Consider the following 24,910-nt stretch of genomic DNA (forward strand, 5'->3'; position numbering starts at 1 on the left):
TGAGTTCAGTCAAGGCTAATGGCGTGGCCGGCTTTGTTGAGGGGAAGGTAATTGCCCAGATGCCCCATGCGGATGCTTTCCACCATCATGGTCAGGGGTTGCTGGGCCTCATCACTGGAAGGAGCATGGCCGCCACGGCCCGACATGGCCGCGACAAAGACCATGTCCCAGTCCTGGCCTGTCGCGCGGGATTCCTCCGCTAACACATCGAAATAAGGAACCTCATCGGGGGTTTTGTCGACACAGATAACCGGCGTCAGTGCGCCACCCTCGCCGCGTTCAAAAGCAGCCCGTTCTGCGGCACTGGCGTCGTCTGGTAATTCGGCTTTGCAAAAAACGAACAGAAACCGCTGGGGCTCCGGTTCTTTCCGGCTGGCCTGAACAAGATCCTGGTAACTGCTGATCATCACTATCCCCTGATGTTCAAGGCGGTCAAAAAAGCCGGGCCCGGAGGCCCGGAGAGGCTATTGGCTGATAGCGATCAGCCGCTGAGGGTCGGAAATAAAGAGCTTGCTGCGATTCACTCTGATCAAACCATTAGACTTGAGATCTGCCAGTATTCTGGAGAAAGTCTCGGGCTGCATGGCCAGGCGTGAAGCCACCAGGCATTTGGGCAACGGCAACTCGACTTCGCCACCTTCCTCCGCGCCGTTCGGCAGCAAATCAATGAGGTAACGAATCAAACGATCCCGGGCATTCTGGACGGTCATGATCTCAAGATCGTGGAATCTGGACACCGCACGCATGGCGTAGTGGCTCAGGGCCGCCTGGGCATACTCGGGATTCCGATCCAGCAATTCCCGATAAGCTTTAACCGGGATCATGAGCACTTCGCTGGACTTCAGGGCCTCTGCGTAGCATGCATACCTGGGCGGATTGGCATAAATCATGACTTCAGCAAAACAGTCTCCGGGTGCAATACTGTCCAGGGTTCGGTCTACGCCGGAGGAATCGAGGCGATACAGACGCAGGCGACCAGAAATCACAAAGAAGAAGTGATGAGCCGGCATATCCTGACGGTACAGCAGCTGGTGGTGACCGAGTCTGAGCCGGCGTGATTGCTGGATCAGACTATCGAGGTCTTTCGGGCGCAGATTGCAGAACAGGGCATGGCTGCGAAGCGCTTCCAGGCTGTCTTCTTCATCAAGTGGTTTGTTGATGGCGACAAGCACCGGCTTGGTATATCGCTGTTCAGCAGTTTGTGTCATGGCCATGGTTGTACCCTCTCTGCATATTCATGCATTCAAAATCTTATTTTAAATACTAGAAGGATACTGATGAAAAATCGCTCCCCCGATGGGGGTATCCTTGGTGTTATTCCTGGGTAATTGACTTAGCTCAATTATTCGCTTTGCTAACCATGCAGTCATTGCATCAATGGCGAATCCGGCAGCTCCAGATCCACGCCCTCCACACCGGTTTCCGCAGCCAATACCTGGAGGTATTGCCGGAATGCCCGGCGAGTCACGCTTTCGCTCAGGTACTGGCGAATTTGTGGTTTTACATGTTGATAAGGTAGCAGTTCGCCGTTGATTCGCTGGTCTACTCGAACGATGTGCCAGCCATAGCGGCTTTCGATCAGTTCCGGGTGCAGGCCTTCGTTCAGGCTCAGGACCGGGCGCTCGAATTCTTCGACGGTCTGGCCTTTGCTGATCTGGCCGAGGCTGCCGCCCTGGTGGCGGGATTCGCAGGCGGAATATTGTTTGGCCAGTTCGTTGAACTGGGAGCGGCCGTCCAGAAGCGCGGACAGGAGTTGTCGGCCGGCTTCTTCCTGGCGCATGCGCTCTTCAATATCATCCGGAGCGGCAGCCAGCAGTATGTGGCTGACGGCCATGATGGTGGGGCTGCAGAAGCGGCCTGGGTTGGCGGCGTAGAAGCGTTCGCAATCCTGTTCGCTGGGGTCTGGCACATTGAGCTCGAGTTCCAGCACCCGGGCGATGCGGTCTTCTTCGTCTTCGATGTTATCCAGGTTCAGGCGGCTGGCCTGTTGCAGTAACAGTTCACGGATGACAAGGCTTCTGGCTGCTTCGTGCCAGGCTTCAGCCAGTTCCTCGGCGGGGTGATGCTGCATTTCCCGGGCGATGTCATCTTCGTGGATCAGCGTGTCACCCACGTAGACCGGCGGGAACTGGTTTCTGGGTTTGCCGGCTTCACCGACGGGGATCATTTGCATGTTGCTTCTCCAGAAAGATACTTTGCCACGGAGCCGAGAGGTTCCGTGGCAAACTCATCGTTATGCGCGCTTGCGAACCACCTGATACTTCCGTCCGAAATACTCCACCGGCACGCTGAGCATGTGCACCAGCCGGGTGAACGGGAAGAGTACGAAGATGGTCAGGCCCAGGAAGATGTGGGTCTTGTAGATCCAGTGCACGTCGGCGATGTAGGCGGCGATGCCGGATCCTTCCAGGGTGAACACGCCCTGGGCCCAGGCGGAGAACTTGAGCATGGTGCTGCCGTCGAGGTGGCCCATGGTGGGCAGGATGGTGAGCATACCGAGGACCAGCTGAACCACCAGAATGATGATGATCATGTTGTCAGCGAAGGTGCTGCTGGCCTGAACCCGCGGGTCGGTCATACGACGCCAGGCGAGCATGCCGCCACCGATGATGGCCATGATACCTGCGATACCGCCCACCAAGATCGCCATCACCTGTTTCTGGCCCGGGGTGATGATCCACTCGTAGGCCCAGTGCGGAGTAAGCAGGCCCACCAGGTGGCCGAAGAAGATCACCAGTACGCCGACGTGGAACAGCACGCTGGCCATCACCATGTTTTTCTTGCGCAGCATCTGGCTGGAATGGGCTTTCCAGGTGAACTGGCCATGGTCATAACGCGCCCAGGTACCGACAAACAGTACCAGCAGGGCGATGTAGGGATAGATTCCGAACAAGAGTGTGTTGATATAGGACATTGTCTTTTCCTCCTGCGCCTCAGGCGCGCCCTGCCGGACGGGGCGTTGCGTCCGTCATCAGCTGATCACTCAGGTGAATGGTCTGGGTCTGTTCCAGTTCGCGGCGGCGCTGTCCAACCACGCCACCGGTGCCACAGGAGCTGCCCTGGTCATCCACAAATTTCACCATTTCCTCTTCCCAGACCTTGTCCAGTGCTTCGGGGGTGTCGTCGCGTTCTTCCGAGGCAACGAGCTGCGCCAGCTCCTGCCTGTCAGCCTTGCGTCCGGACAGTACCAGCAGGGAATCCATCGCTACGTGGTAGAAGCTCTCACGCTGGTACAGCCGCTCTCCGAGCAGGCCCAGTATGTGGTGGATATCTTCCAGCCAGTTGCGGATCTCCTCCCAGGGGCGGGTGGAGAGATATTCCAGGAACAGCGGCAGGTAATCCGGCAGCTCTTTGGCATCAATCTCCAGGCCGTTGGCCCGATATTGCTCCATCAGGTCTACCATGGCCTGGCCGCGGTCGCGGGATTCGCCGTGCACATGTTCGAACAGCAGCAGGGAGGTCGCCCGGCCCCGGTCGAACGTGCCTACGTAGGCTTCCTGAAGGTCCATCAGGTCGCCGTCGCACAGGCGGTCGATACAGGTCAGCAGCTGTTCTTTGTTCTGCCGCGGCAGCCGGCTGTCCTCCAGGACAGCGGCGACCAGGGCGTCTTTGGATTGCTGCAGTTCTTCGGTGGGGTACTCCAGTACCCGCGCCAGTACTTTCAAAAGTTGCATTGTGGCCTCCTCAGTCCTGCAGCTGCTTCGGGTCAACCTGTTTCACGGTCGCCAGCTTGCTGACCATGCTGGTGGTCTGCTTCTTGCCACCGAACAGGCTGAAGTCGCTGTCGCCACCGTTGCAGCCGTCGCCGAAGCTGAAGCCACAACCGCCACGCTCGCCGTATGCGGTCGCATCCGGGAAGGCTTCCTTGGCCAGCTCGCGATGGCTGGTGGGAATCACAAAGCGATCCTCGTAGTTGGCGATAGCGAGGTAGCGGTACATTTCGTCCGCCTGGGCCTTGGTCAGGCCACACTCTTCCAGGGCACGCAGGTCTTCCTTGCCTTCCACGGTTTCGGCGCGCTTGTACAGACGCATGGCCATGATCCGCTTGAGGGCCAGTACGATGGGCTTTTCATCACCGGCAGTCAGCAGGTTGGCCAGGTACTTGACCGGAATCCGCAGGCTCTCGATCTTTGGCAGCACGCCGTCGAACTCGACCTTGCCGGCTTCCGCCGCAGACTGGATCGGGCTCAGGGGCGGCACGTACCAGACCATCGGCAGGGTGCGGTATTCCGGGTGCAGCGGCAGGGCCAGTTTCCAGTCCACCGCCATTTTGTAGACCGGGCTCTGCTGGGCGGCTTCGATGACGTTCATCGGGATGCCGTCTTTCTTCGCCTGTTCGATCACTTTCGGGTCGAACGGGTCCAGGAAGATTTCCAGCTGTTTCTCGTACAGCTCGTGCTCGCCCGGGGTGCTGGCTACTTCTTCGATGCGGTCTGCGTCATACAGCAACACGCCCAGGTAGCGGATCCGGCCCACGCAGGTCTCGGAGCACACGGTGGGCATGCCGGCTTCAATACGCGGATAGCAGAAGATGCACTTCTCGGACTTTCCGGTTTTCCAGTTGAAATAGATCTTCTTGTACGGGCAGCCAGAGACACACATCCGCCAGCCGCGGCACTTGTCCTGGTCGATCAGGACGATGCCGTCCTCTTCGCGCTTGTAGATGGCACCGCTCGGGCAGCTGGCCACGCACGCCGGGTTCAGGCAGTGCTCGCACAGGCGCGGCAGGTACATCATGAAGGTGTTTTCGAACTGGCCGTAGATGTCTGCCTGCACCTGGTCAAAGTTCTTGTCCTTGCGGCGCTTGGCAAACTCGGTGCCCAGGATTTCTTCCCAGTTCGGGCCCCATTCGATTTTCTTCATGCGCTCGCCGGAGATCAGCGAGCGTGGCCGTGCGACCGGCTGGTGTTTGGTATCACCGGCGGTGTGCAGGTGCTGATAATCGAAGTCGAACGGCTCGTAGTAGTCGTCGATTTCCGGCAGGTCCGGGTTGGCGAAAATGTTCGCCAGCACCCGGAATTTACCGCCAATACGGGGGCGGATCTTGCCGGAGCTGTCACGCATCCAGCCGCCCTTCCACTTGTCCTGGTTCTCCCACTCTTTCGGGTAGCCAATACCAGGCTTGGTTTCAACGTTGTTGAACCAGGCGTATTCCATGCCTTCACGGCTTGTCCATACGTTTTTGCAGGTGACGGAACAGGTGTGGCAACCAATGCACTTGTCCAGGTTCAGTACCATGCCGACTTGGGAACGGATTTTCATTTTACAGCCTCCTGAGCATAGTCATTGCCTTCACCGTCGAGCCAGTCCACGTTCTTCATCTTGCGGACCACCACGAACTCGTCCCGATTGGAACCTACGGTGCCGTAGTAGTTGAAGCCGTAGGAGTACTGGGCGTAGCCACCAATCATGTGGGTCGGCTTCGGACACACCCGGGTAACCGAGTTGTGGATACCGCCACGGGTACCGGTGATCTCGGAGCCGGGTATGTTCACAATCCGCTCCTGGGCGTGGTACATCATCACCATGCCGGGCATCACTCGCTGACTCACCACCGCACGGGCGGCAATGGCACCGTTGGCGTTAAACAGTTCGATCCAGTCGTTGTCTTCCACGCCGATCTCTTTGGCGTCGTCCTCACTCAACCAGACAATCGGGCCGCCACGGGACAGGGTCAGCATCAACAGGTTGTCGCTGTAGGTGCTGTGGATGCCCCACTTCTGGTGCGGGGTGATCCAGTTCAGCGCTTTTTCGGGGTTACCGTTGCTGCGCTGGTTGATCATGCTGCCTACGGCTTTGGTGTTGATGGGCGGACGGTACACCAGCAGGCTCTCGCCGAAGGCGCGCATCCACTCATGGTCCTGGTAGAACTGCTGACGACCGGTCAGGGTGCGCCAGGGGATCAGTTCGTGGACGTTGGTGTAACCAGCGTTGTAGGACACGTGCTCGTCTTCCAGGCCAGACCAGGTCGGGCTGGAGATGATCTTGCGCGGTTGCGCCACAATGTCCCGGAAGCGGATTTTTTCCTCTTCCTTGTTGGTGGCCAGATGGGTGTGATCCAGGCCGGTGAACTCGGACAGCGCCGCCCAGGCTTTTACCGCCACCTGGCCGTTGGTTTCCGGCGCCAGGGTCAGGATGACCTCGGCGGCATCAATGGCACTCTCAATCTTCGGGCGTCCTGCGTTGGCACCCTCAAGGTGGGTGTAGTTCAGGTCCTTCAGGAAGTTCACTTCCTTCTCGGTGTTCCAGTTGATGCCCTTACCACCGTTACCCAGCTTGTCCATCAGCGGACCAAGGGAAGTAAAGCGGGCGTAGGTGTTCGGGTAATCCCGCTCCACCGTAATGAAGTTGGGCGCGGTCTTGCCCGGAATCAGGTCGCACTCGCCTTTTTTCCAGTCTTTCACATCGAACGGCTGGCCCAGCTCCGCCGGCGCGTCGTGCAGCAGCGGCAGGGTAACCACGTCTTTCTCGACACCCAGATGCCCCTCGGCAGCCTTGGAGAAGGACTTGGCAATGCCCTTGTAGATTTCCCAGTCACTGCGCGCTTCCCAGGCCGGATCGGTGGCAGCGGTCAGCGGGTGGATGAACGGGTGCATGTCGGAGGTGTTCAGGTCGTTCTTTTCATACCAGGTTGCGGTCGGCAGAACGATGTCGGAATACAGACAGGTGGTGGACATACGGAAGTCCAGGGTCACCAGCAGGTCGAGCTTGCCTTCCGGCGCCTGGTCGCGCCATTTCACTTCTTCCGGTTTGGCGCCACCCTCGACACCCAGATCCTTGCCCTGCAATCCGTTCTTGGTACCCAGCAGGTACTTGAGCATGTACTCGTGACCTTTACCTGAGGAGCCCAGCAGGTTGGAGCGCCAGATGAACAGGTTACGCGGGCAGTTTTCCGGCGCTTCCGGATCTTCACTGGCGAAGGCCAGAGATCCGTCCTTCATGGACTTGGCCACGTAGTCCGCCACCTCCATACCGGCCTTCTCGGCTTCCGCGGCAATGGTCAGCGGGTTTCGGTTCAGCTGCGGCGCAGACGGCAGCCAGCCCATGCGCTCGGCGCGTACGTTGTAGTCGATCAGACTGCCCCCGAATTTGGACTTGTCTGCCAGCGGCGACAGGATTTCATCCACGCCCAGTTTCTCGTAGCGCCACTGACCGGAGTGAGCATAGAAGAAGGAGGTGGAGTTCATGTGGCGTGGCGGGCGCTGCCAGTCGAGACCAAAGGCCAGCGGCTGCCAGCCGGTCTGCGGGCGCAACTTCTCCTGACCCACATAGTGGGCCCAGCCACCGCCGCTCTGGCCGATACAGCCACACATGATCAGCATGTTGATCAGGCCGCGGTAGTTCATGTCCATGTGGTACCAGTGGTTCATACCTGCACCGACGATGACCATGGAGCGGCCCTTGGTCTTGTCAGCGTTGTCCGCGAACTCACGGGCGATGCGGATCACTTTCTCGGCCGGTACGCCGGTGATCTGCTCCTGCCAGGCAGGCGTGTACGGCTTCACTTCGTCATAGGAAGTGGCGCCATCGTCGTCACCCAGGCCGCGGCTGATGCCGTAGTTGGCAACCATCAGATCGTACACAGTCACCACGCGACCTTCGGAGCCATCGGCCAGTTGAACCTTGCGGGTACCCAGCTTGTGCTTGAGGATGTCCTTGAATTCCACGTGGTTGTAATGGTCGTGTTCGATACCACCGAAATACGGGAAGGCGACATCGACGACTTCGTCGTGCTTTTCAACCATCGACAGCTGAAGGTTTACATCGGCGCCTTTGGCGGTCTGCTTCAGGTTCCACTTGCCTTTCTCGCCCCAGCGGTAGCCGATGGAGCCGTTCGGCGCAGTCAGTTCGCCAGTGCTTTCGTCAATGGCGATGGTTTTCCATTCCGGGTTGTTCTCTTCACCGAGGCCATCCACCAGGTCACTGGCACGCAGGAAGCGGCCCGGTACGTAGCTGCCGTCGTCTTTCTGTTCCAGCATGACCAGGTAGGGCATGTCGGTGTAGCGACGAACGTAGTCAGTGAAGTACTCGCTGGGCTTGTCAACATGGAACTCTTTGAGGATCACATGGCCCATGGCCATGCCCAGAGCGGCGTCTGTACCCTGCTTCGGGTTCAGCCACTCGTCAGACAGCTTGGAAACTTCCGCATAGTCCGGGGTAATGGCAACGGTCTTGGTGCCCTTGTAGCGTACTTCGGTGAAGAAGTGGGCATCCGGGGTACGGGTCTGGGGTACGTTGGAGCCCCAGGCGATGATGTAGCCGGAGTTGTACCAGTCGGCGGATTCCGGCACGTCGGTCTGCTCACCCCAGGTTTGCGGAGAGGCGGGCGGCAGGTCGCAATACCAGTCGTAGAAGCTCATGCAGACGCCACCGATCATGGACAGGTAACGGCTGCCCGCGGCGTAGGAGACCATGGACATTGCAGGAATCGGAGAGAAACCGATGATACGGTCCGGGCCGAACTTCTTGGCAGTGTAGACGTTAGAGGCGGCAATCATCTCGTTGACTTCGTCCCAGCTGGAACGGACAAAACCGCCCATACCACGGCGAGGCTTGTACTCGGCGGTCTTGGCGGGATCTTCAACAATAGAGGCCCAGGCTTCCACCGGGTCATTGAACTGGATACGGGCAGCACGCCAGAGCTTCATCAGGCTCTTGCGCATCAGCGGGTATTTCAGGCGATTGGCACTGTACATGTACCAGGAGTAGCTGGCGCCACGAGGGCAACCACGGGGCTCGTGGTTGGGCAGATCCGGGCGGGTGCGGGGATAATCGGTTTGCTGGGTTTCCCAGGTAACCAGCCCGTTCTTCACGTAGATTTTCCAGCTGCAGGAGCCGGTGCAGTTCACGCCATGGGTGGAGCGCACGATCTTGTCATGCTGCCAGCGCTGGCGGTAGCTGTTCTCCCAGTCGCGGTTCACTTCGTGGGTTTCACCGTGACCGTTGGAGAACGATTCGCGGTTCTTCCTGAAGTAATTCAACTTGTCGATCAAATGACTCATGGTCTCTCTCTCCATCAACCCGTTTGCCGGATCGTTGTTCCGAATGGAGACCATTGTGTGGCATCAAAACCCTGAAATCTGCGTGGTTACTACCACATAACCCGGGTGTACCACCCTGTGGGTAGGTGATCTATATCCCGGGGTGGAGAAGCATCTTTCGCTCCTCTCTGCGGGCGTGCCGGGAGAAAAGCAGCAAGCTGCCACTCAGTAACAGGAAGAGGATCATGAATACTGCGGTGCGCACCCCCAGCCACTGATTCAAGCCGCCAAACGCAACCGGCAACACAAATGCAATGGCACAGGCACTGACCAGCAGAACCCCGGCAAACAGAGACGCTTCCTGTCGATTGGCCAGTATCACCATGCGCTGAAGCGACCCCATGGCGGTGCCCATGGCAACTCCCAGAACCACCACCAGGCCGCTCTCAAGAGAGACTGGCAGTGCAAACTCCACGATCAGTTCCTCCTCCACCCCGGTAATGAACAAAGTCATTGGTGGATAGGACAACACCACGAGTGCAACCAGACAGCCCGCCAGTGCGCGCGTCGCAACCCGGGCCGAACCGAAATGATCAGACAGGCCACCGCCCGCCACCTGAGCCACTGCTCCGGGAATCACAAACCATTGCGCCAGGCGCGCCCCGGAATCCAGCGTGAGCCCAAACTGGCCTGAAAGGAAATCCGGAAGCCACAACGCCAGTGCAAAAAAACTGCCGGCGACCACACCAAAATACAGACATAAAGGGAGGTTCCGACCCTGCCGGATCACCCCGAGAATTTCTCTGACCGATCGTTCACGACTTTCGTCCTCCTCACCCGTCGCATCAGTCAGCATGATCAATAGCGCGATCACCAGAAGCAGAGTAATAAGATACGCCAGGGGCACGCCTTGCCAGGAGAATGCCTCATGAAACAGCGGTACCAGATAATAATTGAAACCCGCTCCGGTTACCCCGGAGCCAAATACTCCAAGTACCAGGCCCAGCCGCCGGGTCTGGCAATGGCTGATCACAAACTGCAGGCCGGCGCCGTAGAAACCGCCTGCCAGCCCCAGTCCGGCAGCGGCAATAAGGTAGCCAGCGTAGGTGTTTGTCAGCAGCAGTATCCCCATGCACACTGCAAGACCGCACAGACACAACAGCATGACTTCACGGGCACCATATCGCTGCGCCGCAAGCCCGGCAGGAATGGCAAGTATGGCGCTGACCGCCATGGGCATGGCCAGCAAAACTCCAAACTGTAAACTGCTCAGGCCCAGGTCGGCTCGGAGATGAACCCCAGCGACCGCGAACAGCGTCCAGCAACCGGCCGCCACGACAAAACCAGTCAGCGCCAGTGGTAACACCACTGCCAGAGACGCCAGCCTGTCTTCATCCCGTTCCGATTGCATTCCACGCCCCCTCAATCCCATTCTTTAGTCTCGACTTTTGCCTGAACACGGGTCAAAGGCTATGATGGGTTATAAACCATTGGGGTAATTGACTATCCTCAAGGAGGTATCACGGCGGCGCGTTTTCCACGATAATTTTGCTGCCTGTCACTATCCACATTCCTTGAGCCTTGAAGCTATCCATGACCTCCAGAAGCCCGCTAGTAAATCGACTGGCTGTTGTTATCGGCGCCATCGTGCTGACTGCCATTGTCAGCATGGCCACTACTCTGGCTGTGTCCAACAGCATTGAGGGCAATGCTACTGCTATCAACCTTGCCGGTTCTCTGCGAATGGGAGCCTTTCAACTGGCGGCAAGATCGGCCACGGACGATCCCCGGGACAGCACTGGCGCCCTTGATCAACGCATCGAAGAATATGAGGACAGGCTCAGGGATCCCGCCATCATCCGCTCCATCCCCCGAACAGATGACCACCCACTTGTGGAGCAATACAAAACCGTGGAATACGGCTGGGCCAATCAGCTCAGACCGTCACTGGAAAGCCACCAAACCGGCTCACCCCTATCCGCCGAGATGATCGCGGCAGTGGAGGAATACACCGGAGAAGTAGATCGACTGGTCTCCATGTTGGAGCAACGCACTGAAGCCCGCATCGATCTGCTGCACCTTATCCAGATCATCAGTATGGTGTTCTCGGTGTTGATTGTTCTCGCCCTGTTTCTGGACCTCAAAAACCGGATTCTCCGGCCGCTGCGGAAACTGGTGGGCATCGCTACTGCCGTGGGCGAGCAGGATTTCACCCACAAAGCCAACCTCAAAGGTTCCGATGAACTGGCACAACTGGGCCAGGCCTTCGACCAGATGACCAGTGAACTGGCGCTGACCTACTACGAGCTTGAAAGCCGGGCCCGGCAGAAAACCGAAGAACTTGAAATCAGCCACGCGGCTCTGCAAGTAATGCACTCCGCCAGCCGAGGGCTGTTCGCCAATCATGATCTTTGCAGTGGCGCCATCCCGATGCTGCAGGATCTGGAGCAACTGCTGGGCATCGGCCCCATCCGCCTGTTCCTGCATGACAAGGAATCGGCAGAACCGGTGGAGGCCATTACCACCGCCACACCCAAACGCCCCTTCTATTGCCGGGATCACCATTGCAATGCCTGCCTGGTAACCCCCGAGGTCTACGATGAGATGCCGCTGGAAAATAATGACGGCCGGCGGCTGTTGCTGCCCATCCGCACTCCCGGGCAGTTGCTGGGCACACTGGAGGTCTGGTATCCGGCTGAGAAAGGATTACCGGAGACCTCTCGCCGCCTGCTGGAAACCCTGACCGACCAGCTGGCAACTGCCATTTTCCTGGAAAAACAGATCACCGAAGAACAACAGCTGACGCTGGCAGAAGAACGCACGGTGATTGCCCGGGAGCTGCACGATTCCCTGGCACAATCGCTCTCGTACCTGAAAATGCAGGTGACCCGTTTGCGCCGGCTGAACATCGATGGCGAGCAGAAGCCCATCCACGACGACATCCTGGATGAACTGAGTACCGGCCTGAACAGCGCCTACCGCCAGTTGCGGGAACTGCTGGCCACCTTCCGGCTGAAACTGGATACGCCGGATCTGGCGACTGCCCTGCGCAAAACCATCGACGAATTCTCGGAGCGACTCGGGAAACCTGTAGAGTTCGAATACAACCTGCCGCCGCAGACGCTGTCGCCAAATGAAGAAATCCACACCCTGCAAATCATTCGTGAAGGGCTGGCCAATGCCGTCAAACACGCCGATGCCACCGACATCGTCGTGAAAGTTCTGTTCGATTCACCACAGGTGCGGGCCAGCATACAGGACAATGGTAAAGGCCTGCCCGGTGGCGACCAGCCCGTGAACCACTATGGCCTGATTATTATGCAGGACCGTGCCCGCACACTCGGCGGCAAGGTTAATGTGAGAAACAGGGATGAAGGCGGCGTGGAAGTCGCGCTAACATTCGTACCCAAGAGCCGCAATCTGATTCCAACGGAAACTTCGCCGGCCTGAGCCGAGCGCAGGACAAAAGAGAGAAACAATGTCTGAGACACCCGCAAGCATTCTGTTGATCGACGACCACCCGCTGCTGCGCCAGGGCATCAAACAGCTGATCGGCATGGAAGACGACATGGAAGTGATTGGCGAAGCCAGCAATGCCGCCGATGGCATCCGTCTGGCCACCGAGCTGGAGCCGGACCTGATCCTGATGGACCTGAACATGCCGGAAATGGATGGTATCGAAGCCCTGAGAAAGCTCAGGGAACAGAATGTCAGTTCCCGCATTGTGATGTTCACCGTCTCCGACCAGGAAGACGATGTGGTTGCGGCACTGCGTGCGGGCGCCGACGGTTACCTGCTCAAGGACATGGAGCCGGAAGACATGATCGCCCAGTTGCATCAGGCTGCCGTAGGCAAGATGGTAATCAGCGACCGCCTCACCACCCTGCTGGCCGAAGCCCTGCGTTCCAACAAACCGCAGCAGACCAGCCGTCCCGACTTCGACAGCTTGACGCCGCGGGAGAAAGACATCCTCCGGCTGATTGCCGAAGGCCTGTCCAACAAGATGATCGGGCGAAAACTCGACATCAGTGACGGCACTGTCAAAGTTCACGTCAAACATCTGCTGAAAAAACTGAACCTGCGCTCGCGGGTGGAAGTGGCCGTCTGGGCGGTCGAGGAAGGCCTGCACAAGGGCTGACTGGCATTCGCCTGAGTTATATCAACTCCGTTTTGTACGGTTTGAGGTAGGCTCTCCCGATCTGTTCAATGATTCCAGGAGAGCCTGCCATGCTGCCCACCATGCCCAGTTTCGGCAAATTGCCCACACCACCCGGGTTCGCGCAGCTGCAACGCCTGAGCAGTCAACTCCAGCACAATCCGCTTGCGGACCAGACCCTAGCCGTCATCCGGGAGTATGCCCCGTCACCGGTGCCGCTCCTGAACGGCATTGATCAGCGAATCCCCCTCCCCCTGAAACAACTGGCAGCCGAAGCGCCCCTCAACCGGCTATTCTCGGATGCCATTGCAGAAGGTGAGTTCGACGATTTCGAAGGCCGCCGTATCCGCCTCGAAATCAACGGCGGCCAACCAGGCATCACCCTCGGTTACTGGGCCGGGCGCCTGCGGGTGCTGAACGGACCCGGTGAAGCCACCATCCGGGGGTCCGTTGGTGCATTCCGTACATTGGCGGAGCGAAAGCAAGACCCCGATCAGTTGTTCTTCCAGCGCCGGCTGGTTATCGAGGGGGATACTGAACTGGGGCTGGCCCTGAAAAACCTGCTCGACAGCCTGGACTGGCACCTGCGACTCAGGGATTTTCTGAAGCCCTGGTAAGCGCCCACTCCGGGAAGGTTTGCCAGTTGGTAACCCAGGCAGGAATCCGGGTGGCTTCAATGGGCGGAGACATGGCAAACCCCTGGGCGCACTCGCACCCGAGGCTCAGCAGAATCTCACCTTGCCTGACACTTTCCACGCCCTCCGCAACCACCTGCTTCCCGAAAACCCGCGATAGACCGATCACCCCCTGAAGAATCGACAGGTTTTCACTGTTATCTTCAATGCCGGATACAAACTCCCGGTCAACCTTCAGGGTATTAACCGGGAGGCGCTTGAGATAGGACAACGATGAATAGCCGGTACCGAAGTCGTCCAGGGAGAAGGTCACGCCAAGCTGTCGACAATCGTTGATCATCTTGACCGCTTTATCCAATTCCCCGAGCGCTGCCGTCTCCAGTATTTCCAGATCAAGCCGAGCGGGATCAACATCGGGAAATCCAGCAAGAATCTGACTCAGGCTCCCCGTAAAGTTATCAGACTGAAGATGGTTGGCCGCAATATTTACGCTGACATTCAGGTTGGCTCCCTGTTCATCCCAACACTGTAACTGCCGAAGCGATTCTCTCAGAACCCATTCACCCACCTGAATATTGAGCGTGTGGTGCTCAATGGCGGGCAGAAAGTGGATCGGAGAAAGTAGTCCTTTCCGGGGGTGTTGCCACCGGATCAAGGCTTCCAAACCAAGAACCTCACCAGTTCGAAGGTTAACCTTGGGCTGATAATAAAGCCGGAACTCATCCTGGTTGAGCCCCCTGCGGATATCCTCCAGTAACAACTGACGGGCTCGATACTGACTCCGCTCACCGGCATCAAGATAAAGCCAGCCACTGCGCATCTCATGTTTCGCCCGATACAGGGTGTTATCTGCCTGCCGCAACAATATGTCCGCGTCCTCAACGGCGCCATCTGGAAACAGAACGACACCAGCGGTAAATCCTGCAGAAACTTCAACTCCGTCCAGTTCAAAGGGCTGCCTGGCTGTCAAACGCAGAGCTTCCAGCCGCGACTCGGCGTGGTTTGCATCCGGCAGCAACAACGCAAACTCATCCCCGCCCGTTCGCGCCAGACAAGCATCCGCAGGGATCGCATCCAGCCACCGTCGAGACAACAGGCCAAGCAGTCGATCCGCGGCATCTTCACCGAGACAGTCGTTGAGATCCTTGAAGTTATCAAGATCAATAGACACCAGGGCTGCCGAGTTCTCAGGTCTTACTTCTTCGCCCAGATATTCCCGGACTCGGCGAACGATGCCATTGCGGTTCCAGAGGCCGGTCAAGGCATCGGTATAAGCGAGGGTCTCCAGATGTTGCTGATACTCAAGGGCCTGTTCTTCCAATGCCTGATGAAGCCTTTCATGCTGGATTCGGGAAAGCTCATCCTCTGCCCTCAAGCGAGCCATTTTCTCCCGCATCAACTGAATCGTGCTTGATGACAGTTTTCCGTAGATCTCCAACAGCGCATTGACCAGCACCGAGGCGGAACCGCTCAGTTCTGAATCGACTCGGTTCCTGGCCTCACTCAGCCCCAGACCTTGCTGAACCAGTTCAACCGTTAGCGCCATTCGGCGATCAGACTCGAGAATATGGAAGGCTAACCAGCGTGTGAGAAAGTCAAACAGCCGGGTCAACACCTCTTCCTGAGGTTCGCGACTGTTGCGCAGCTCCTCAACCTGCACAAAGAACATCTGGTGTGCATCATGGTGATTTCTCGCCATCTCATCTTCGCTGAGAGCCTTGTTCCAGATGGCTTCCTCAAATTTAAAGTGAAACGCCGCATAGGAAAGCAGCTCGTCCAGTATCTGATCGGATGTTAACTCCGAGGTGTCCGATGCAAAGTGCCAAGCCAGCCGATTAAGGATGTTAACCAGCACCTTATGCTGTTGATCAATATCATCAATGCCGGTTTCGAAATTCCGGTTCCAGGGAAAGATTTCGAACTCACTCGGCACATTATTGGTCACAGAAGGACTCCCAAAACGGCAACCACCGTCTTGAGCATAGTTCAACTGCCAATAAATGTAGTTGTTTTAAATCAGAGAGCGGAGCTGTCTCAGAGCTGGTCGCTCAACGCAAAATCCCGCAACGCCACCGCATTATTATGGTCGGTATCTTTGGCGGCAAATACCAGCGTGACGCGTTTGTGCTCCTTGAGGATCTGCCGGAACAAATCCAGGTCCTCTGCGGCCCCATCAGACTTGAGCTCTTTGAAGTAGCGGTCTCGAAACCCGGGCCATCTGTCCGGGTCATGGCCGAACCACTTCCGCAATTCTGAAGATGGCGCAAGCCCTTTCAGCCAATGGGCAATGTCTGCGTCTTCTTTGGCAACGCCCCTGGGCCAGATGCGATCCACCAGAATACGCGGGCCATCTGAGCGGGCAGCGTGGTCGTAGGCTCGTTTCAGGCGGATATCCATAGAAACCTCCCAACCGGCTAATGGTGTCCTTGAGCCTAGCCTTCACCCCTTATGAATTCAAAACCCGCCATGACATAACGCATTTACCGCATCTCAAAAAACTCCCGATGCATCCGCCGGGCAGGCAGGCCCCATCTGCGGAATTCGTTGAACAGGGTCCGGGCCATGCCCACCGGGCCGCAGAACCACAGGCTGGCGCCTTGCCAATCCGGCACCGCATCGCGAATTTCCTCCGGTGTCAGTCGGCCTTCGGTACGACTGCATCGAATAACCAGGTTAACGCCCGCGGCTTCGGCATCCGCCCGCAGCTTTGTCAGAGCCTCCTCGCTGACATCGGCAGTGGGGTGGAACAGGTAGATAGTACGATTATCCGGTTTGCTGGCCAGGCGCCCCATCCGGGCAATAAACGGAGTAATGCCGATGCCCGCGCCTACCCAGATCTGAGTGCGGCAATCATCTTCAAAATCAAAACCGCCATAGGGCCCCTCCAGTGTAACCGGCATGCCCTCGCAGATCCGGTGGCTGGCCCGGCGGGTATGGTCCCCCAGTTCCTTGACCACGAATTTCAGACATCGGGTTTCCGGGTTCCAGTCTGAAGCAATGGTATAAGGGTGAGGGCCCTCCGCAGCATCCGACGTAATAAAGGCGAACTGCCCGGGGTTATGGACGGACCAGCCCTGGTCGACCCTCACCAGAAACTCGAAAACTCTCAGCTCCGGATATCGGGTTACCGAAACCACCTCCCCCGGCACCTTCCGGACCTTACCCGGCCAGCCAAGCAGCAGTAAAACCGCTGCGATACTGCCGGCGACAACAGCGAACTGGGTCAGCCAGCCAATCGGCGCCGCCCAATAATCAAACTTCATCAGGATAAAGCTGTGCCAGGCCAGAGGCAGAAAAGCCACCGCCAGCAGTTTGTGTGTTTTACGAAACAGGTGGTAAGGAAAGGCTTTTACCAATGCCAGCACAATCAATACGGCCGCGGCGTAGAAAGCCCATTCTCCCAGGGTTTCTGCCAGCCCCCGCTGCCCCCTGAACCAGGCTTCCAGGCCGGTAAGTTGCTGTCCGGCCGCTTTGCCGGCCGGCTTCTCCAACCAGCCCCAGCCCACCATCCACTTGGTGCCCTTGGCCCACCACCAATGCAACGTAGCCAGCACCAGTGAACCAATGCCCAGCCATTTGTGCAGCCGGTACACCTTGTCGAGACCACCAACCCAACGCTCCAGAACCCGGAGACGCAGTGCCAATACCAGGGCCACCGCCATCATGACCACCGCCAGGATGCCGGAATACTGCACAAACACCGACCGGAAAGGGAAGTAAGCAAACGGACTCACCCAAAGGCTATCGGCTGCGAACCAGACACCACTGACGACTGCAACCAGCCCCCAGAAAAACAACGGAATACGCGACATGACAATTTCCTCTGCGTCGCCATCAACAAATAGCAAACTACGCTTACCACCGATCGTAACGCTTGAGGTAAATCAAACCCCGGGACCTTTACACGGCTTTTACCTACTCCTCGAGGCACGGCTCGTTCACCGTGCTTCTTGCGTAATTGGCATTCAGCTACCAGAATAAAGCAATTGATTACTTTCCTTCAGGTAAACTCCAATGGCAACCACAAAAGCGCCCGATAAACGCACCTACCAAAGCACCGAACTGCGCCAGTCCGCCACCATCGAGGCGGTTGTTCAGCTCTGTGCCGAGCAGGACCCGGCCACCCTGACCACCGCCCGGATTGCCGATGAAGTGGGGCTTTCGCAGGGGGCGCTGTTCAAGCATTTTCCGAACAAGAACCGGTTGTGGGAATCCGTGGCAGGCTGGGTCTCGGAGCAACTGACCAGCCAGGTGTTCCGGGAGGCGGACCGGCACGAGCACGCCGACCAGGCCCTGGAAGCCATGTTCCTTGCCCATGTGGGGTTTATCGCCCGGCACCCGGGCATTCCCCGCCTGATGCTGGGTGAGCTGCAAAAACCCGGCAACGGCCCGGCCAAAACCATCGTCCGTCAGACCCTTGCCCGCTACCGCAAAAAGGTGGTCGGTTTACTGAAGCTAGGCATCGAACAGGGGCGCATAGCCGCCGGTATCGATACCGACGCGGCGGCGGTGTTGTACCTCGGCGCCATTCAGGGGCTGGTGGTTCAGGCAATGGTCAGCGGAGAGATTGCGACGCTTGAGCAGACTGCCCCACGAATTTTCAAACTTTACAGCGCCAGTTTTCAGGAGATGAGCAATGACCCGGAATAATAAACTGACGCTGGCGCTGGCCCTGATTGCCGGCATTGCCTTTGTGGTCATCATGGTAAAGCTGAAACAACCCCCGGAAAGGGTCGAGGCTCAAGCAACTGCGACGCCGGTGCGGATTATGGAAATCACTCCCCGTAAGTTCCGTACCGAAGCCCGCGGCTATGGTCAGGTGCTGCCGGCCCGAAGCTGGAATGCGGTGGCCAACGTGGGTGGCCGGGTTATCTGGAAACACCCGGATCTGGAGAGCGGCAATATGATCCCAGAGGGCACGCGGCTGCTTGAAATCGACCCTACCCGTTACGAGCTGGCCGAAGCTTCCGCCAGGGCGGACCTGACAGGCATTGAAGCGGAACTGCGACAGCTTGAGCAGGAAGAACTCAATACCGGCGAGTTACTGAAGCTGGAAGAACGCCGGTTGACACTGGCCCGTCGGGAGCTGGACCGGGCAGAAACCCTGGTGGCGCGGGGCGCCCTGTCGCAAACCCGGTACGACGAGCAGCAACGGGCCACCTTGCAACAGGAGCAGGCGGTCCAGTCCCTGCGCAACCAGCTGAACCTGGTTCCGGTCCGACGTGACACCCTGCAGGCCCGCAAGGCCCGAGCGGAATCTTCCCTGGCCAGTGCCCGGGAAGACCTGGAAGACACCCGCTTTGAAGCGCCCTGGGATCTGCGGGTACACCAGGCCAACGTCGACACCGGCCAGCATGTCAGCCCCGGGCAGACACTGTTTATTGCCGACGATATCACCCGCGCCGAAGCCACTGTGCAGCTGGAAGTGGCGGAACTGCGCCGGGTGCTGTCGCAGTTGTCCGGGGGCAGCCTGCCAGAAACGGGTTCCACCAACCACTTCACCGACTTTCATGATCAATTGCCCTTGGGCGAACTCGATATCCGGGTAACCCCCACCAACGTGCCGGATGCCAACTGGCCGGGCAAACTCACCCGGGTCACCAGCAGCCTGGACCCGGCCACTCGCACAGTCCAGGCTGTTATTTCTGTAGACGAACCCTACCGCAACGCCAACCCACCGGCGCGCCCGCCCCTGGTTCGCAACATGTTCGTGCAGGCCAGCATTACCGCGCAGACTCCCGAGCCCGTCATCGTCATCCCGGCCAGCGCGGTGCATCAGGGTGTGGTCTACCTTGCCGACGAGCACAACCGCCTGCAGCGTCGGCCCGTGTCTGTCGCCTGGCAACAAGGTGAAGATGCCATTATCGATGACGGACTGGCACCGGGAGACCGGCTGGTTCTGGATGACCTGGTTCCCGCCATCGCCGGCACCCTGCTGGCTCCGGGAGATCAGCCATGATCCGCTGGTTTGCTGGCCACCCTACGGCGGGCAACCTGTTGCTGATCCTGATCCTAGCCGTGGGCCTGTTCGCCGCCCCCAACCTGGCCCGGGAAACCTTTCCGGACTACCTGCCGCCGGAAGTCAGCATCACCATGGAATACCGGGGGGCCACCGCAGCGGATGTGGAAGAAGCCATCTGTCAGCGACTGGGTGAAGCGCTGCAACGGGTGGATTACATGAAGGAGATTTCCTGCACCGCCCGGGATAACCAGGCCCAGACCATCGCCAGCATGGCACCACAGGGTGATATGGGCCGGTTTCTGGATGATATCCGCACCGAAATCGAAGCCCTGACCGACCTGCCCGAAGAAGCAGAAAAACCCATAATCCGAGAGTTGTACCGCACCAGCCTTGTAGCCGCCATTGCCATATACGGGCCTATGAGCTTTTCCCACCTGGAGGCTTACACCAACCAGCTGGAAGACCGTTTGTTTGCCATGGACGGCGTGGCCGATGTGATTCCCGTGGGCCTGTCCCAGCGCCAGTGGCACATCGAAGTCGCCCGGGACTTACTGCGCCAGTACGGCCTGGGCGTGCGGGATATTGCCCGGGCCATCAACAGCCAGAACCTGGACATGCCCCTGGGCACCATCGAGACTGACAGCCAGGAGATTCAGCTGCGGTTTGTGGATGAACGCCGTTCATTACAGGCCCTGGCCGATCTGCCAGTGATCGGCGGAGCAGCCGGCGCTGTGCTGACACTGGGCGACATTGCCACCATCACCGAGGCCCACGAACGGGAAGAGGAGCGGGTGGATTTCAACGGCCAGCGCGCCATCGTTCTGGAGATCCACAAAAACCGCCATGATGATGCCCTGCGGGTGATGGATTCCCTTCAGGCTTTTGTCGACGAGGAAAAGGCCAGCCATGGCGGCGATGTTGAGCTGAAAATCACCCAGAACATGACCTCCATCGTCGAAGACCGCCTGCAAATGCTGGTGGGCAACGGCATCACCGGTTTGCTGCTGGTAGGCCTGGTGATGGCCCTGTTTTTCCGCCCCCGCCTTGCCTTCTGGTCGCTGTTCGGGCTGCCGGCTGCGTTTGCCGGTGCCTTTGTGGTGATGGTTCTCACCGGCCTGTCCCTGAACATGATCACCCTGGTGGCCCTGCTAATGGCCATCGGTATTGTGATGGACGATTCGGTGGTGATCACCGACAACATTGCCCAGTGGCACGCCGACGGCAACAGCCCGCTGGAGGCGGCCGCCAAAGGAACCCGGGAGATTCTGCCCGGGGTGCTGTCCTCCTTCCTGACCACGGTGTCCGTATTTATCCCCCTGGCCTTTCTGGCCGGGGAGTTGGGAGCTGTACTGGAGGTGCTGCCGGTGGTGCTGATTGCGGCACTGGCCGCCTCACTGATCGAAGCCTTCTGGATATTGCCTCACCACCTGAAAAGCGGCCTTGGCAAAAAGCGCAAGAAAGCGCCTTCCCGCTTTCGCTCCGCCTTCGACAACAGCTTTGAAAAAACCCGGGAGAAAGTGGGGCAACTGGCCGACGGGGCTATCCGTTTCCGCTACGGCGTGCTGGCAGGCATGCTGCTGATACTTCTTGGCTCCGTGGGGCTGATAGCCGGCGGTCATGTGCGCATGGAAGCCATGCCGGAAATCGACGGCGACGTGCTGGAAGCCCGGGTGCTGATGCCCCAGGGCACGCCCCTGCACCAGACTCAGGCCATTACCGAGCGCATCACCTCAGCTATGCTCCGGCTCAACGAGGAATACACGCCAGACCAGCCCGACCAGCAAGCGCTGGTGCAAAACATCCAGACCCGCTTCAACCAGCACGCCGGCGCCGGTGAGAAAGGTGCCCACGTGGCCACGGTGATGGCCGATTTGCTGACGGCGGAGCTGCGCACCGTGGATCTGGCTACCCTCACCGACCGCTGGTATGAAGAGATCGGAGATATCCCCGGCCTGATCGCCCTCAATATCCAGGAACCCGGTTTCGGCCCCGCGGGCATCCCCATTGAAGTGCGCCTGCAGGGTACTGACCTGAATGAGCTGAAGGCCGCGGCCCGGTATCTGAGCGACGAAGTTGCCCTTTATAACGGTACCTTCAACGTGCTGGATGATCTTCGCCCCGGCAAGCCCCAGCGCACACTGTCGCTGAACGACCGCGCCCTGTCGCTCGGATTGACGGCATCCGACGTGGCCAGCCAGATCCGAACCGGGCTGCTCGGGGATATTGTGGATACGGTGCAGATTGGTGATCAGCACATCGAAATCCTGGTGCGCCAGACCAGCGCCGAACGCAACACCCGCCAGTTCCTGGAAGACACCGTGATCACCACCGGCAAGGGCCAGATGGTGCCCCTGCGGGAGGTGGCCGATATAACCGAGGAACGCCAGTGGGCGCAGGTGACCCGGATTGACGGCCTGCGCACGGTCACCGTGTCTGCCGATGTGAACGGCCGGACGACCAACGCCGATGCCATCGTGGCGGATTTGCAGAGCCAGGTATTCCCGAAACTTCAGGAGCAATGGCCGGAAATCACCCTGCAGGTAGAAGGCCAGACCGCCCGCTCCCGGGAAACCGGCCAGTCCATCGCCCGGGGCTTGCTGATCGGCCTGCTGGGGATCTTCCTGATTCTGTCGTTCCAGTTCCGTAGTTACCTGGAGCCGGTCATCGTGATGCTGGCCATCCCGGTAGCCTTTATGGGTGCCGTCTGGGGCCACCTGCTGATGGGCTACAACCTGTCCATGCCGTCATTGATTGGTGCCGCGTCACTGGCCGGGATTGTGGTGAATAACGCCATCCTGCTGGTGCAGTTCATCAAGAGCTACCGGGAACAGGGCATGAGCGCACAGGAAGCTGCCGGTGCCGCGAGCCGGGCCCGCTTCAGGGCCATCCTGATTACCACCAGCACGACGGTGGCTGGCATGCTGCCGCTGCTGGCGGAAACCAGCACCCAGGCCATGGCGGTCATTCCGCTGGTGATCTCGGTGGTGTTCGGCCTGCTGGTGTCCACCGTGCTGATCCTGGTGGCCTTGCCAGCGCTCTATGCCATTCTTGAGGATCTGGGCTGGGCCCGGAATAACGGGTCCTGACGCAAAAGGCCGGGTTCAATGCCCCGGCCTTTTGCGATTGTTCATACACCCACCAGATCCATCCCCGGCTTGCCATACCAGTACCCGTTGCAGGGTGGCGCCTCTACCAGCTGCAGCGGGTCGGCGACCGGCACTTCCCCCCGGCGTACCTGATCAAAGCGTTTGACCACCTCATCCATACCTTGATGCTCCGGACTCAGTCGCACGGTACTCACGCCCATTCGCTCCATATCGGGCAGCTCCCGCATCAGGTCGTAGCGGGAGCCAGAGAGAGTGGATATACCGTTGATGCGGAACAGTTCCTGGCTTTCCCGGGAACGCAGTTCCATGCCATCTGGATGCTCCAGGCAACGGAATTCGCAGTTGTCTTTAGGCAGGTTGTAATGACGGGCAGTAAAACAGCGAGACGACCAGGCCAATGGCAGGAAGCCCCAGGAGAATACCTCGGCGGGCAGTTCCAGGCCTTCGTCCTTCAGTTCACGGATCAGCTGCTCCAGGGTCTCTTTGCCCAGTTCTACCGGCAGGTTCCAGCCCTGCAGCCCCTGTCTGGCGAGGATCTTCAGGGTAGCCGTGTTGTAGATGTTCATGGACGGGCCGGTGATAAACGGAATCTTGTTGCGGATCGCCACCTGCAGGGCGCTCTGGTCGTTCGCTTCCACCAGGAATTCATCCTGTTCACAGAACCGGCGCAGACGCCGCAGATCCGCTTCAGACTCGATCAGTGTGAGTGTGGAGAGCACCACGTTCTTGCCGCAGGCTTTGAGGTCCCGGGCCAGGTCCAGCCAGTCATCGGGCTTCAGTTCGCGTCGGCGGGAGCACACCACTTCGCCAAGATAGATGGTATCTACTGGCCACTCCGCAGCGTTAGCGTAGAAATCGAATACGGACTGCTTGGTCCAGAACCACAGAATCGGGCCAAGAGAGAGTTTCATCATAGCGGGCAAAACCTTATTTCCACTTGCGATGGTAGGCCCCGATGGTGGTCAGGCCACCCTCGGAAAGACCGGCGAGAGTGCTATTCCAGGCACTGTCTACAGCAAAGCTGTCAGGGGTGGTCTGAACCCGGTCCAGGGCCTGGCGCCAGGTTCGGGCAACATCTGCAATGTAGGCCGGGCTGCGCTGGCGGCCCTCGATTTTTACTGCGCTGATACCCAGCCCCTTCAATTCCGGCAGAAGATCCATGGTATTCAGGCTTACCGGCTCTTCGATGGCATGGTACACGCTGCCCTCCACTTCAAACCGGCCCTTGCACAGGGTCGGGTAACCGGCAGATTCACCGGGGCCATAGCGATCAATGAGCACTTCATTCAGGCGGGATTCCAGCCCCTGAGAGGTTTCCTGCCAACGCACCGCCTTGGCCGGTGAACAGGCACCCCGGGTGTTGGGGGATTCATCCGTGAGGTAAGAAGACAGGTAGCAGCGACCCTCCGCCATAATGCACAGGCTGCCGAAGGCAAAAACTTCCAGCTCCACTGGGCTATGCTTGGCCACACCCCGAACCTGATCCAGAGACAGCACACGCGGCAGCACTGCCCGGCGGATATCGAAGTTGTCCTTGTAGAACGACAGGGCCTCATGGCTGGTGGCAGAACCCTGAACCGACAAATGCCGGGGGATATCCGGGTGCCTGTTTGCAGCGTAATCCAGCAGTCCCATATCGGCCAGGATAATAGCATCCACTCCAAGGCCGGCGGCACGATCCACCGCGGCTTTCCAGTGTTCCCAGCCATCCGGTTGCGGATAGGTATTGATGGCACAGAACACACGACTGCCTTTTGAATGAGCGTACTCAATGCCCTCGGCTGCACGTTTGTCGTTAAAATTCAGGCCAGCAAACTGGCGGGCGTTGGTACTGTCCCGGAAGCCGAAATAGACCGCATCGGCTCCATTGTCCACGGCGGTTTTAAGGGCGGGAAGGCTACCAGCCGGGCATACAAGTTCCATGGTTTTCTCCGCTGAGCACGTTGCCGTGCACCTTACCGGTCAGCGACTTAGCCCACCTTGACCTTTGTCAGCGGATTGACCGAAACCGGTCAAATACCCCTTTGGCAGTACTCTACGTATTAACCCCTACCTGAACCAAAACTGCC

Annotated in this window: 19 protein-coding genes; 6 read left to right on the forward strand and 13 right to left on the reverse strand. The window is 58.7% G+C overall.

Annotated features, from left to right (window positions below; all coding sequences use genetic code 11):
• Positions 1-5: 5 nt before the first annotated feature.
• The 8 genes from ACSSVV_RS03625 to ACSSVV_RS03660 all read right to left on the reverse strand — a co-directional run bounded on the left by ACSSVV_RS03625 (position 6) and on the right by ACSSVV_RS03660 (position 10,392).
• A complete protein-coding gene (locus ACSSVV_RS03625) occupies positions 6-407 on the reverse strand; it encodes a hypothetical protein (protein WP_011786522.1) in 402 nt (133 codons plus the stop codon).
• A gap of 57 nt (positions 408-464) precedes the next feature.
• Entirely contained in the window at positions 465-1,214 is a 750-nt protein-coding gene (locus tag ACSSVV_RS03630; RefSeq protein WP_014422450.1) for a Crp/Fnr family transcriptional regulator, read from the reverse strand.
• Positions 1,215-1,366: 152 nt separating this feature from the next.
• On the reverse strand, positions 1,367-2,173 hold the full coding sequence (locus tag ACSSVV_RS03635; RefSeq protein ID WP_454105581.1) for a peptidylprolyl isomerase: 807 nt from the start codon (positions 2,171-2,173) through the stop codon (positions 1,367-1,369).
• A 60-nt stretch (positions 2,174-2,233) separates the two neighbouring features.
• Positions 2,234-2,914: a respiratory nitrate reductase subunit gamma gene (gene narI, locus ACSSVV_RS03640; RefSeq protein ID WP_022990857.1), complete on the reverse strand. Its 681-nt coding sequence runs from the start codon at positions 2,912-2,914 to the stop codon at positions 2,234-2,236.
• Positions 2,915-2,933: 19 nt separating this feature from the next.
• Positions 2,934-3,674 carry a nitrate reductase molybdenum cofactor assembly chaperone gene (narJ, locus tag ACSSVV_RS03645; protein WP_222179374.1) on the reverse strand — a complete coding sequence of 247 codons (741 nt, stop codon included), beginning with the start codon at positions 3,672-3,674 and terminating at the stop codon, positions 2,934-2,936.
• Between the two features lie 10 nt (positions 3,675-3,684).
• Positions 3,685-5,262, reverse strand: coding sequence for a nitrate reductase subunit beta (gene narH / locus ACSSVV_RS03650; RefSeq protein ID WP_121207441.1), 1,578 nt, complete (start codon positions 5,260-5,262; stop codon positions 3,685-3,687).
• Complete coding sequence (locus ACSSVV_RS03655) at positions 5,259-9,002, reverse strand: nitrate reductase subunit alpha (RefSeq protein WP_031211914.1); 3,744 nt, start codon at positions 9,000-9,002, stop codon at positions 5,259-5,261. Before ACSSVV_RS03655 ends, narH begins: the two co-directional genes overlap by 4 nt.
• A gap of 130 nt (positions 9,003-9,132) precedes the next feature.
• The gene (locus ACSSVV_RS03660) at positions 9,133-10,392 is read right to left on the reverse strand and encodes an MFS transporter (RefSeq protein ID WP_454105582.1); all 1,260 of its coding nucleotides are present in this window, start codon (positions 10,390-10,392) and stop codon (positions 9,133-9,135) included.
• 182 nt (positions 10,393-10,574) lie between these two features.
• On the opposite strand from ACSSVV_RS03660, the gene ACSSVV_RS03665 reads away from it, so the two are divergent.
• The 3 genes from ACSSVV_RS03665 to ubiT all read left to right on the forward strand — a co-directional run bounded on the left by ACSSVV_RS03665 (position 10,575) and on the right by ubiT (position 13,754).
• Positions 10,575-12,431, forward strand: a complete 1,857-nt coding sequence (locus ACSSVV_RS03665) for a histidine kinase (RefSeq protein ID WP_114434528.1) — start codon at positions 10,575-10,577, stop codon at positions 12,429-12,431.
• Between the two features lie 28 nt (positions 12,432-12,459).
• Positions 12,460-13,119, forward strand: a complete 660-nt coding sequence (narL, locus tag ACSSVV_RS03670; protein ID WP_011786531.1) for a two-component system response regulator NarL — start codon at positions 12,460-12,462, stop codon at positions 13,117-13,119.
• Between the two features lie 89 nt (positions 13,120-13,208).
• Complete coding sequence (ubiT, locus tag ACSSVV_RS03675) at positions 13,209-13,754, forward strand: ubiquinone anaerobic biosynthesis accessory factor UbiT (protein ID WP_454105583.1); 546 nt, start codon at positions 13,209-13,211, stop codon at positions 13,752-13,754.
• Here the strand turns inward: ubiT and ACSSVV_RS03680 are convergent.
• From ACSSVV_RS03680 to ACSSVV_RS03690, 3 genes are all read right to left on the reverse strand, one after another.
• Positions 13,729-15,717, reverse strand: a complete 1,989-nt coding sequence (locus ACSSVV_RS03680) for a putative bifunctional diguanylate cyclase/phosphodiesterase (RefSeq protein ID WP_454105584.1) — start codon at positions 15,715-15,717, stop codon at positions 13,729-13,731. The genes ubiT and ACSSVV_RS03680 overlap by 26 nt on opposite strands.
• An 89-nt stretch (positions 15,718-15,806) precedes the next feature.
• Positions 15,807-16,169, reverse strand: a complete 363-nt coding sequence (locus tag ACSSVV_RS03685; protein ID WP_011786534.1) for a DUF488 domain-containing protein — start codon at positions 16,167-16,169, stop codon at positions 15,807-15,809.
• Positions 16,170-16,252: 83 nt separating this feature from the next.
• Positions 16,253-17,584 carry a ferredoxin reductase family protein gene (locus ACSSVV_RS03690; protein WP_454105585.1) on the reverse strand — a complete coding sequence of 444 codons (1,332 nt, stop codon included), beginning with the start codon at positions 17,582-17,584 and terminating at the stop codon, positions 16,253-16,255.
• 202 nt (positions 17,585-17,786) lie between these two features.
• On the opposite strand from ACSSVV_RS03690, the gene ACSSVV_RS03695 reads away from it, so the two are divergent.
• Genes ACSSVV_RS03695 through ACSSVV_RS03705 form a run of 3 tightly spaced genes read left to right on the forward strand, consistent with a single transcriptional unit; the run spans position 17,787 to position 22,820 of the window.
• Positions 17,787-18,422, forward strand: coding sequence for a TetR/AcrR family transcriptional regulator (locus ACSSVV_RS03695; protein ID WP_114434514.1), 636 nt, complete (start codon positions 17,787-17,789; stop codon positions 18,420-18,422).
• Positions 18,409-19,731, forward strand: coding sequence for an efflux RND transporter periplasmic adaptor subunit (locus ACSSVV_RS03700; protein ID WP_114434513.1), 1,323 nt, complete (start codon positions 18,409-18,411; stop codon positions 19,729-19,731). Before ACSSVV_RS03695 ends, ACSSVV_RS03700 begins: the two co-directional genes overlap by 14 nt.
• Positions 19,728-22,820 carry an efflux RND transporter permease subunit gene (locus tag ACSSVV_RS03705; RefSeq protein WP_114434512.1) on the forward strand — a complete coding sequence of 1,031 codons (3,093 nt, stop codon included), beginning with the start codon at positions 19,728-19,730 and terminating at the stop codon, positions 22,818-22,820. Before ACSSVV_RS03700 ends, ACSSVV_RS03705 begins: the two co-directional genes overlap by 4 nt.
• Before the next feature lie 41 nt (positions 22,821-22,861).
• On the opposite strand, the gene ACSSVV_RS03710 is transcribed toward ACSSVV_RS03705, so the two are convergent.
• Both ACSSVV_RS03710 and ubiU read right to left on the reverse strand, forming a co-directional pair.
• Complete coding sequence (locus tag ACSSVV_RS03710; RefSeq protein WP_454105586.1) at positions 22,862-23,755, reverse strand: U32 family peptidase; 894 nt, start codon at positions 23,753-23,755, stop codon at positions 22,862-22,864.
• A gap of 13 nt (positions 23,756-23,768) precedes the next feature.
• Positions 23,769-24,764 carry a ubiquinone anaerobic biosynthesis protein UbiU gene (ubiU, locus tag ACSSVV_RS03715; RefSeq protein ID WP_222179378.1) on the reverse strand — a complete coding sequence of 332 codons (996 nt, stop codon included), beginning with the start codon at positions 24,762-24,764 and terminating at the stop codon, positions 23,769-23,771.
• Positions 24,765-24,910 lie beyond the last annotated feature (146 nt).

The organism is Marinobacter sp. MBR-105 (genome assembly GCF_053628895.1).

What these genes read in the sequence shown, in the direction of transcription:
- narI (WP_022990857.1), bottom strand. Translation starts at nt 2,914, where the DNA reads ATGTCCTATATCAACACACTCTTGTTCGGAATCTATCCCTACATCGCC.
- ACSSVV_RS03710 (WP_454105586.1), bottom strand. Translation starts at nt 23,755, where the DNA reads ATGATGAAACTCTCTCTTGGCCCGATTCTGTGGTTCTGGACCAAGCAG.
- narJ (WP_222179374.1), bottom strand. Translation starts at nt 3,674, where the DNA reads ATGCAACTTTTGAAAGTACTGGCGCGGGTACTGGAGTACCCCACCGAA.
- ACSSVV_RS03630 (WP_014422450.1), bottom strand. Translation starts at nt 1,214, where the DNA reads ATGGCCATGACACAAACTGCTGAACAGCGATATACCAAGCCGGTGCTT.
- ACSSVV_RS03635 (WP_454105581.1), bottom strand. Translation starts at nt 2,173, where the DNA reads ATGCAAATGATCCCCGTCGGTGAAGCCGGCAAACCCAGAAACCAGTTC.
- ubiU (WP_222179378.1), bottom strand. Translation starts at nt 24,764, where the DNA reads ATGGAACTTGTATGCCCGGCTGGTAGCCTTCCCGCCCTTAAAACCGCC.
- ACSSVV_RS03685 (WP_011786534.1), bottom strand. Translation starts at nt 16,169, where the DNA reads ATGGATATCCGCCTGAAACGAGCCTACGACCACGCTGCCCGCTCAGAT.
- ACSSVV_RS03625 (WP_011786522.1), bottom strand. Translation starts at nt 407, where the DNA reads ATGATCAGCAGTTACCAGGATCTTGTTCAGGCCAGCCGGAAAGAACCG.
- ACSSVV_RS03700 (WP_114434513.1), top strand. Translation starts at nt 18,409, where the DNA reads ATGACCCGGAATAATAAACTGACGCTGGCGCTGGCCCTGATTGCCGGC.
- ACSSVV_RS03705 (WP_114434512.1), top strand. Translation starts at nt 19,728, where the DNA reads ATGATCCGCTGGTTTGCTGGCCACCCTACGGCGGGCAACCTGTTGCTG.
- ACSSVV_RS03695 (WP_114434514.1), top strand. Translation starts at nt 17,787, where the DNA reads ATGGCAACCACAAAAGCGCCCGATAAACGCACCTACCAAAGCACCGAA.
- ACSSVV_RS03655 (WP_031211914.1), bottom strand. Translation starts at nt 9,002, where the DNA reads ATGAGTCATTTGATCGACAAGTTGAATTACTTCAGGAAGAACCGCGAA.
- ubiT (WP_454105583.1), top strand. Translation starts at nt 13,209, where the DNA reads ATGCTGCCCACCATGCCCAGTTTCGGCAAATTGCCCACACCACCCGGG.
- narL (WP_011786531.1), top strand. Translation starts at nt 12,460, where the DNA reads ATGTCTGAGACACCCGCAAGCATTCTGTTGATCGACGACCACCCGCTG.
- narH (WP_121207441.1), bottom strand. Translation starts at nt 5,262, where the DNA reads ATGAAAATCCGTTCCCAAGTCGGCATGGTACTGAACCTGGACAAGTGC.
- ACSSVV_RS03690 (WP_454105585.1), bottom strand. Translation starts at nt 17,584, where the DNA reads ATGTCGCGTATTCCGTTGTTTTTCTGGGGGCTGGTTGCAGTCGTCAGT.
- ACSSVV_RS03665 (WP_114434528.1), top strand. Translation starts at nt 10,575, where the DNA reads ATGACCTCCAGAAGCCCGCTAGTAAATCGACTGGCTGTTGTTATCGGC.
- ACSSVV_RS03660 (WP_454105582.1), bottom strand. Translation starts at nt 10,392, where the DNA reads ATGCAATCGGAACGGGATGAAGACAGGCTGGCGTCTCTGGCAGTGGTG.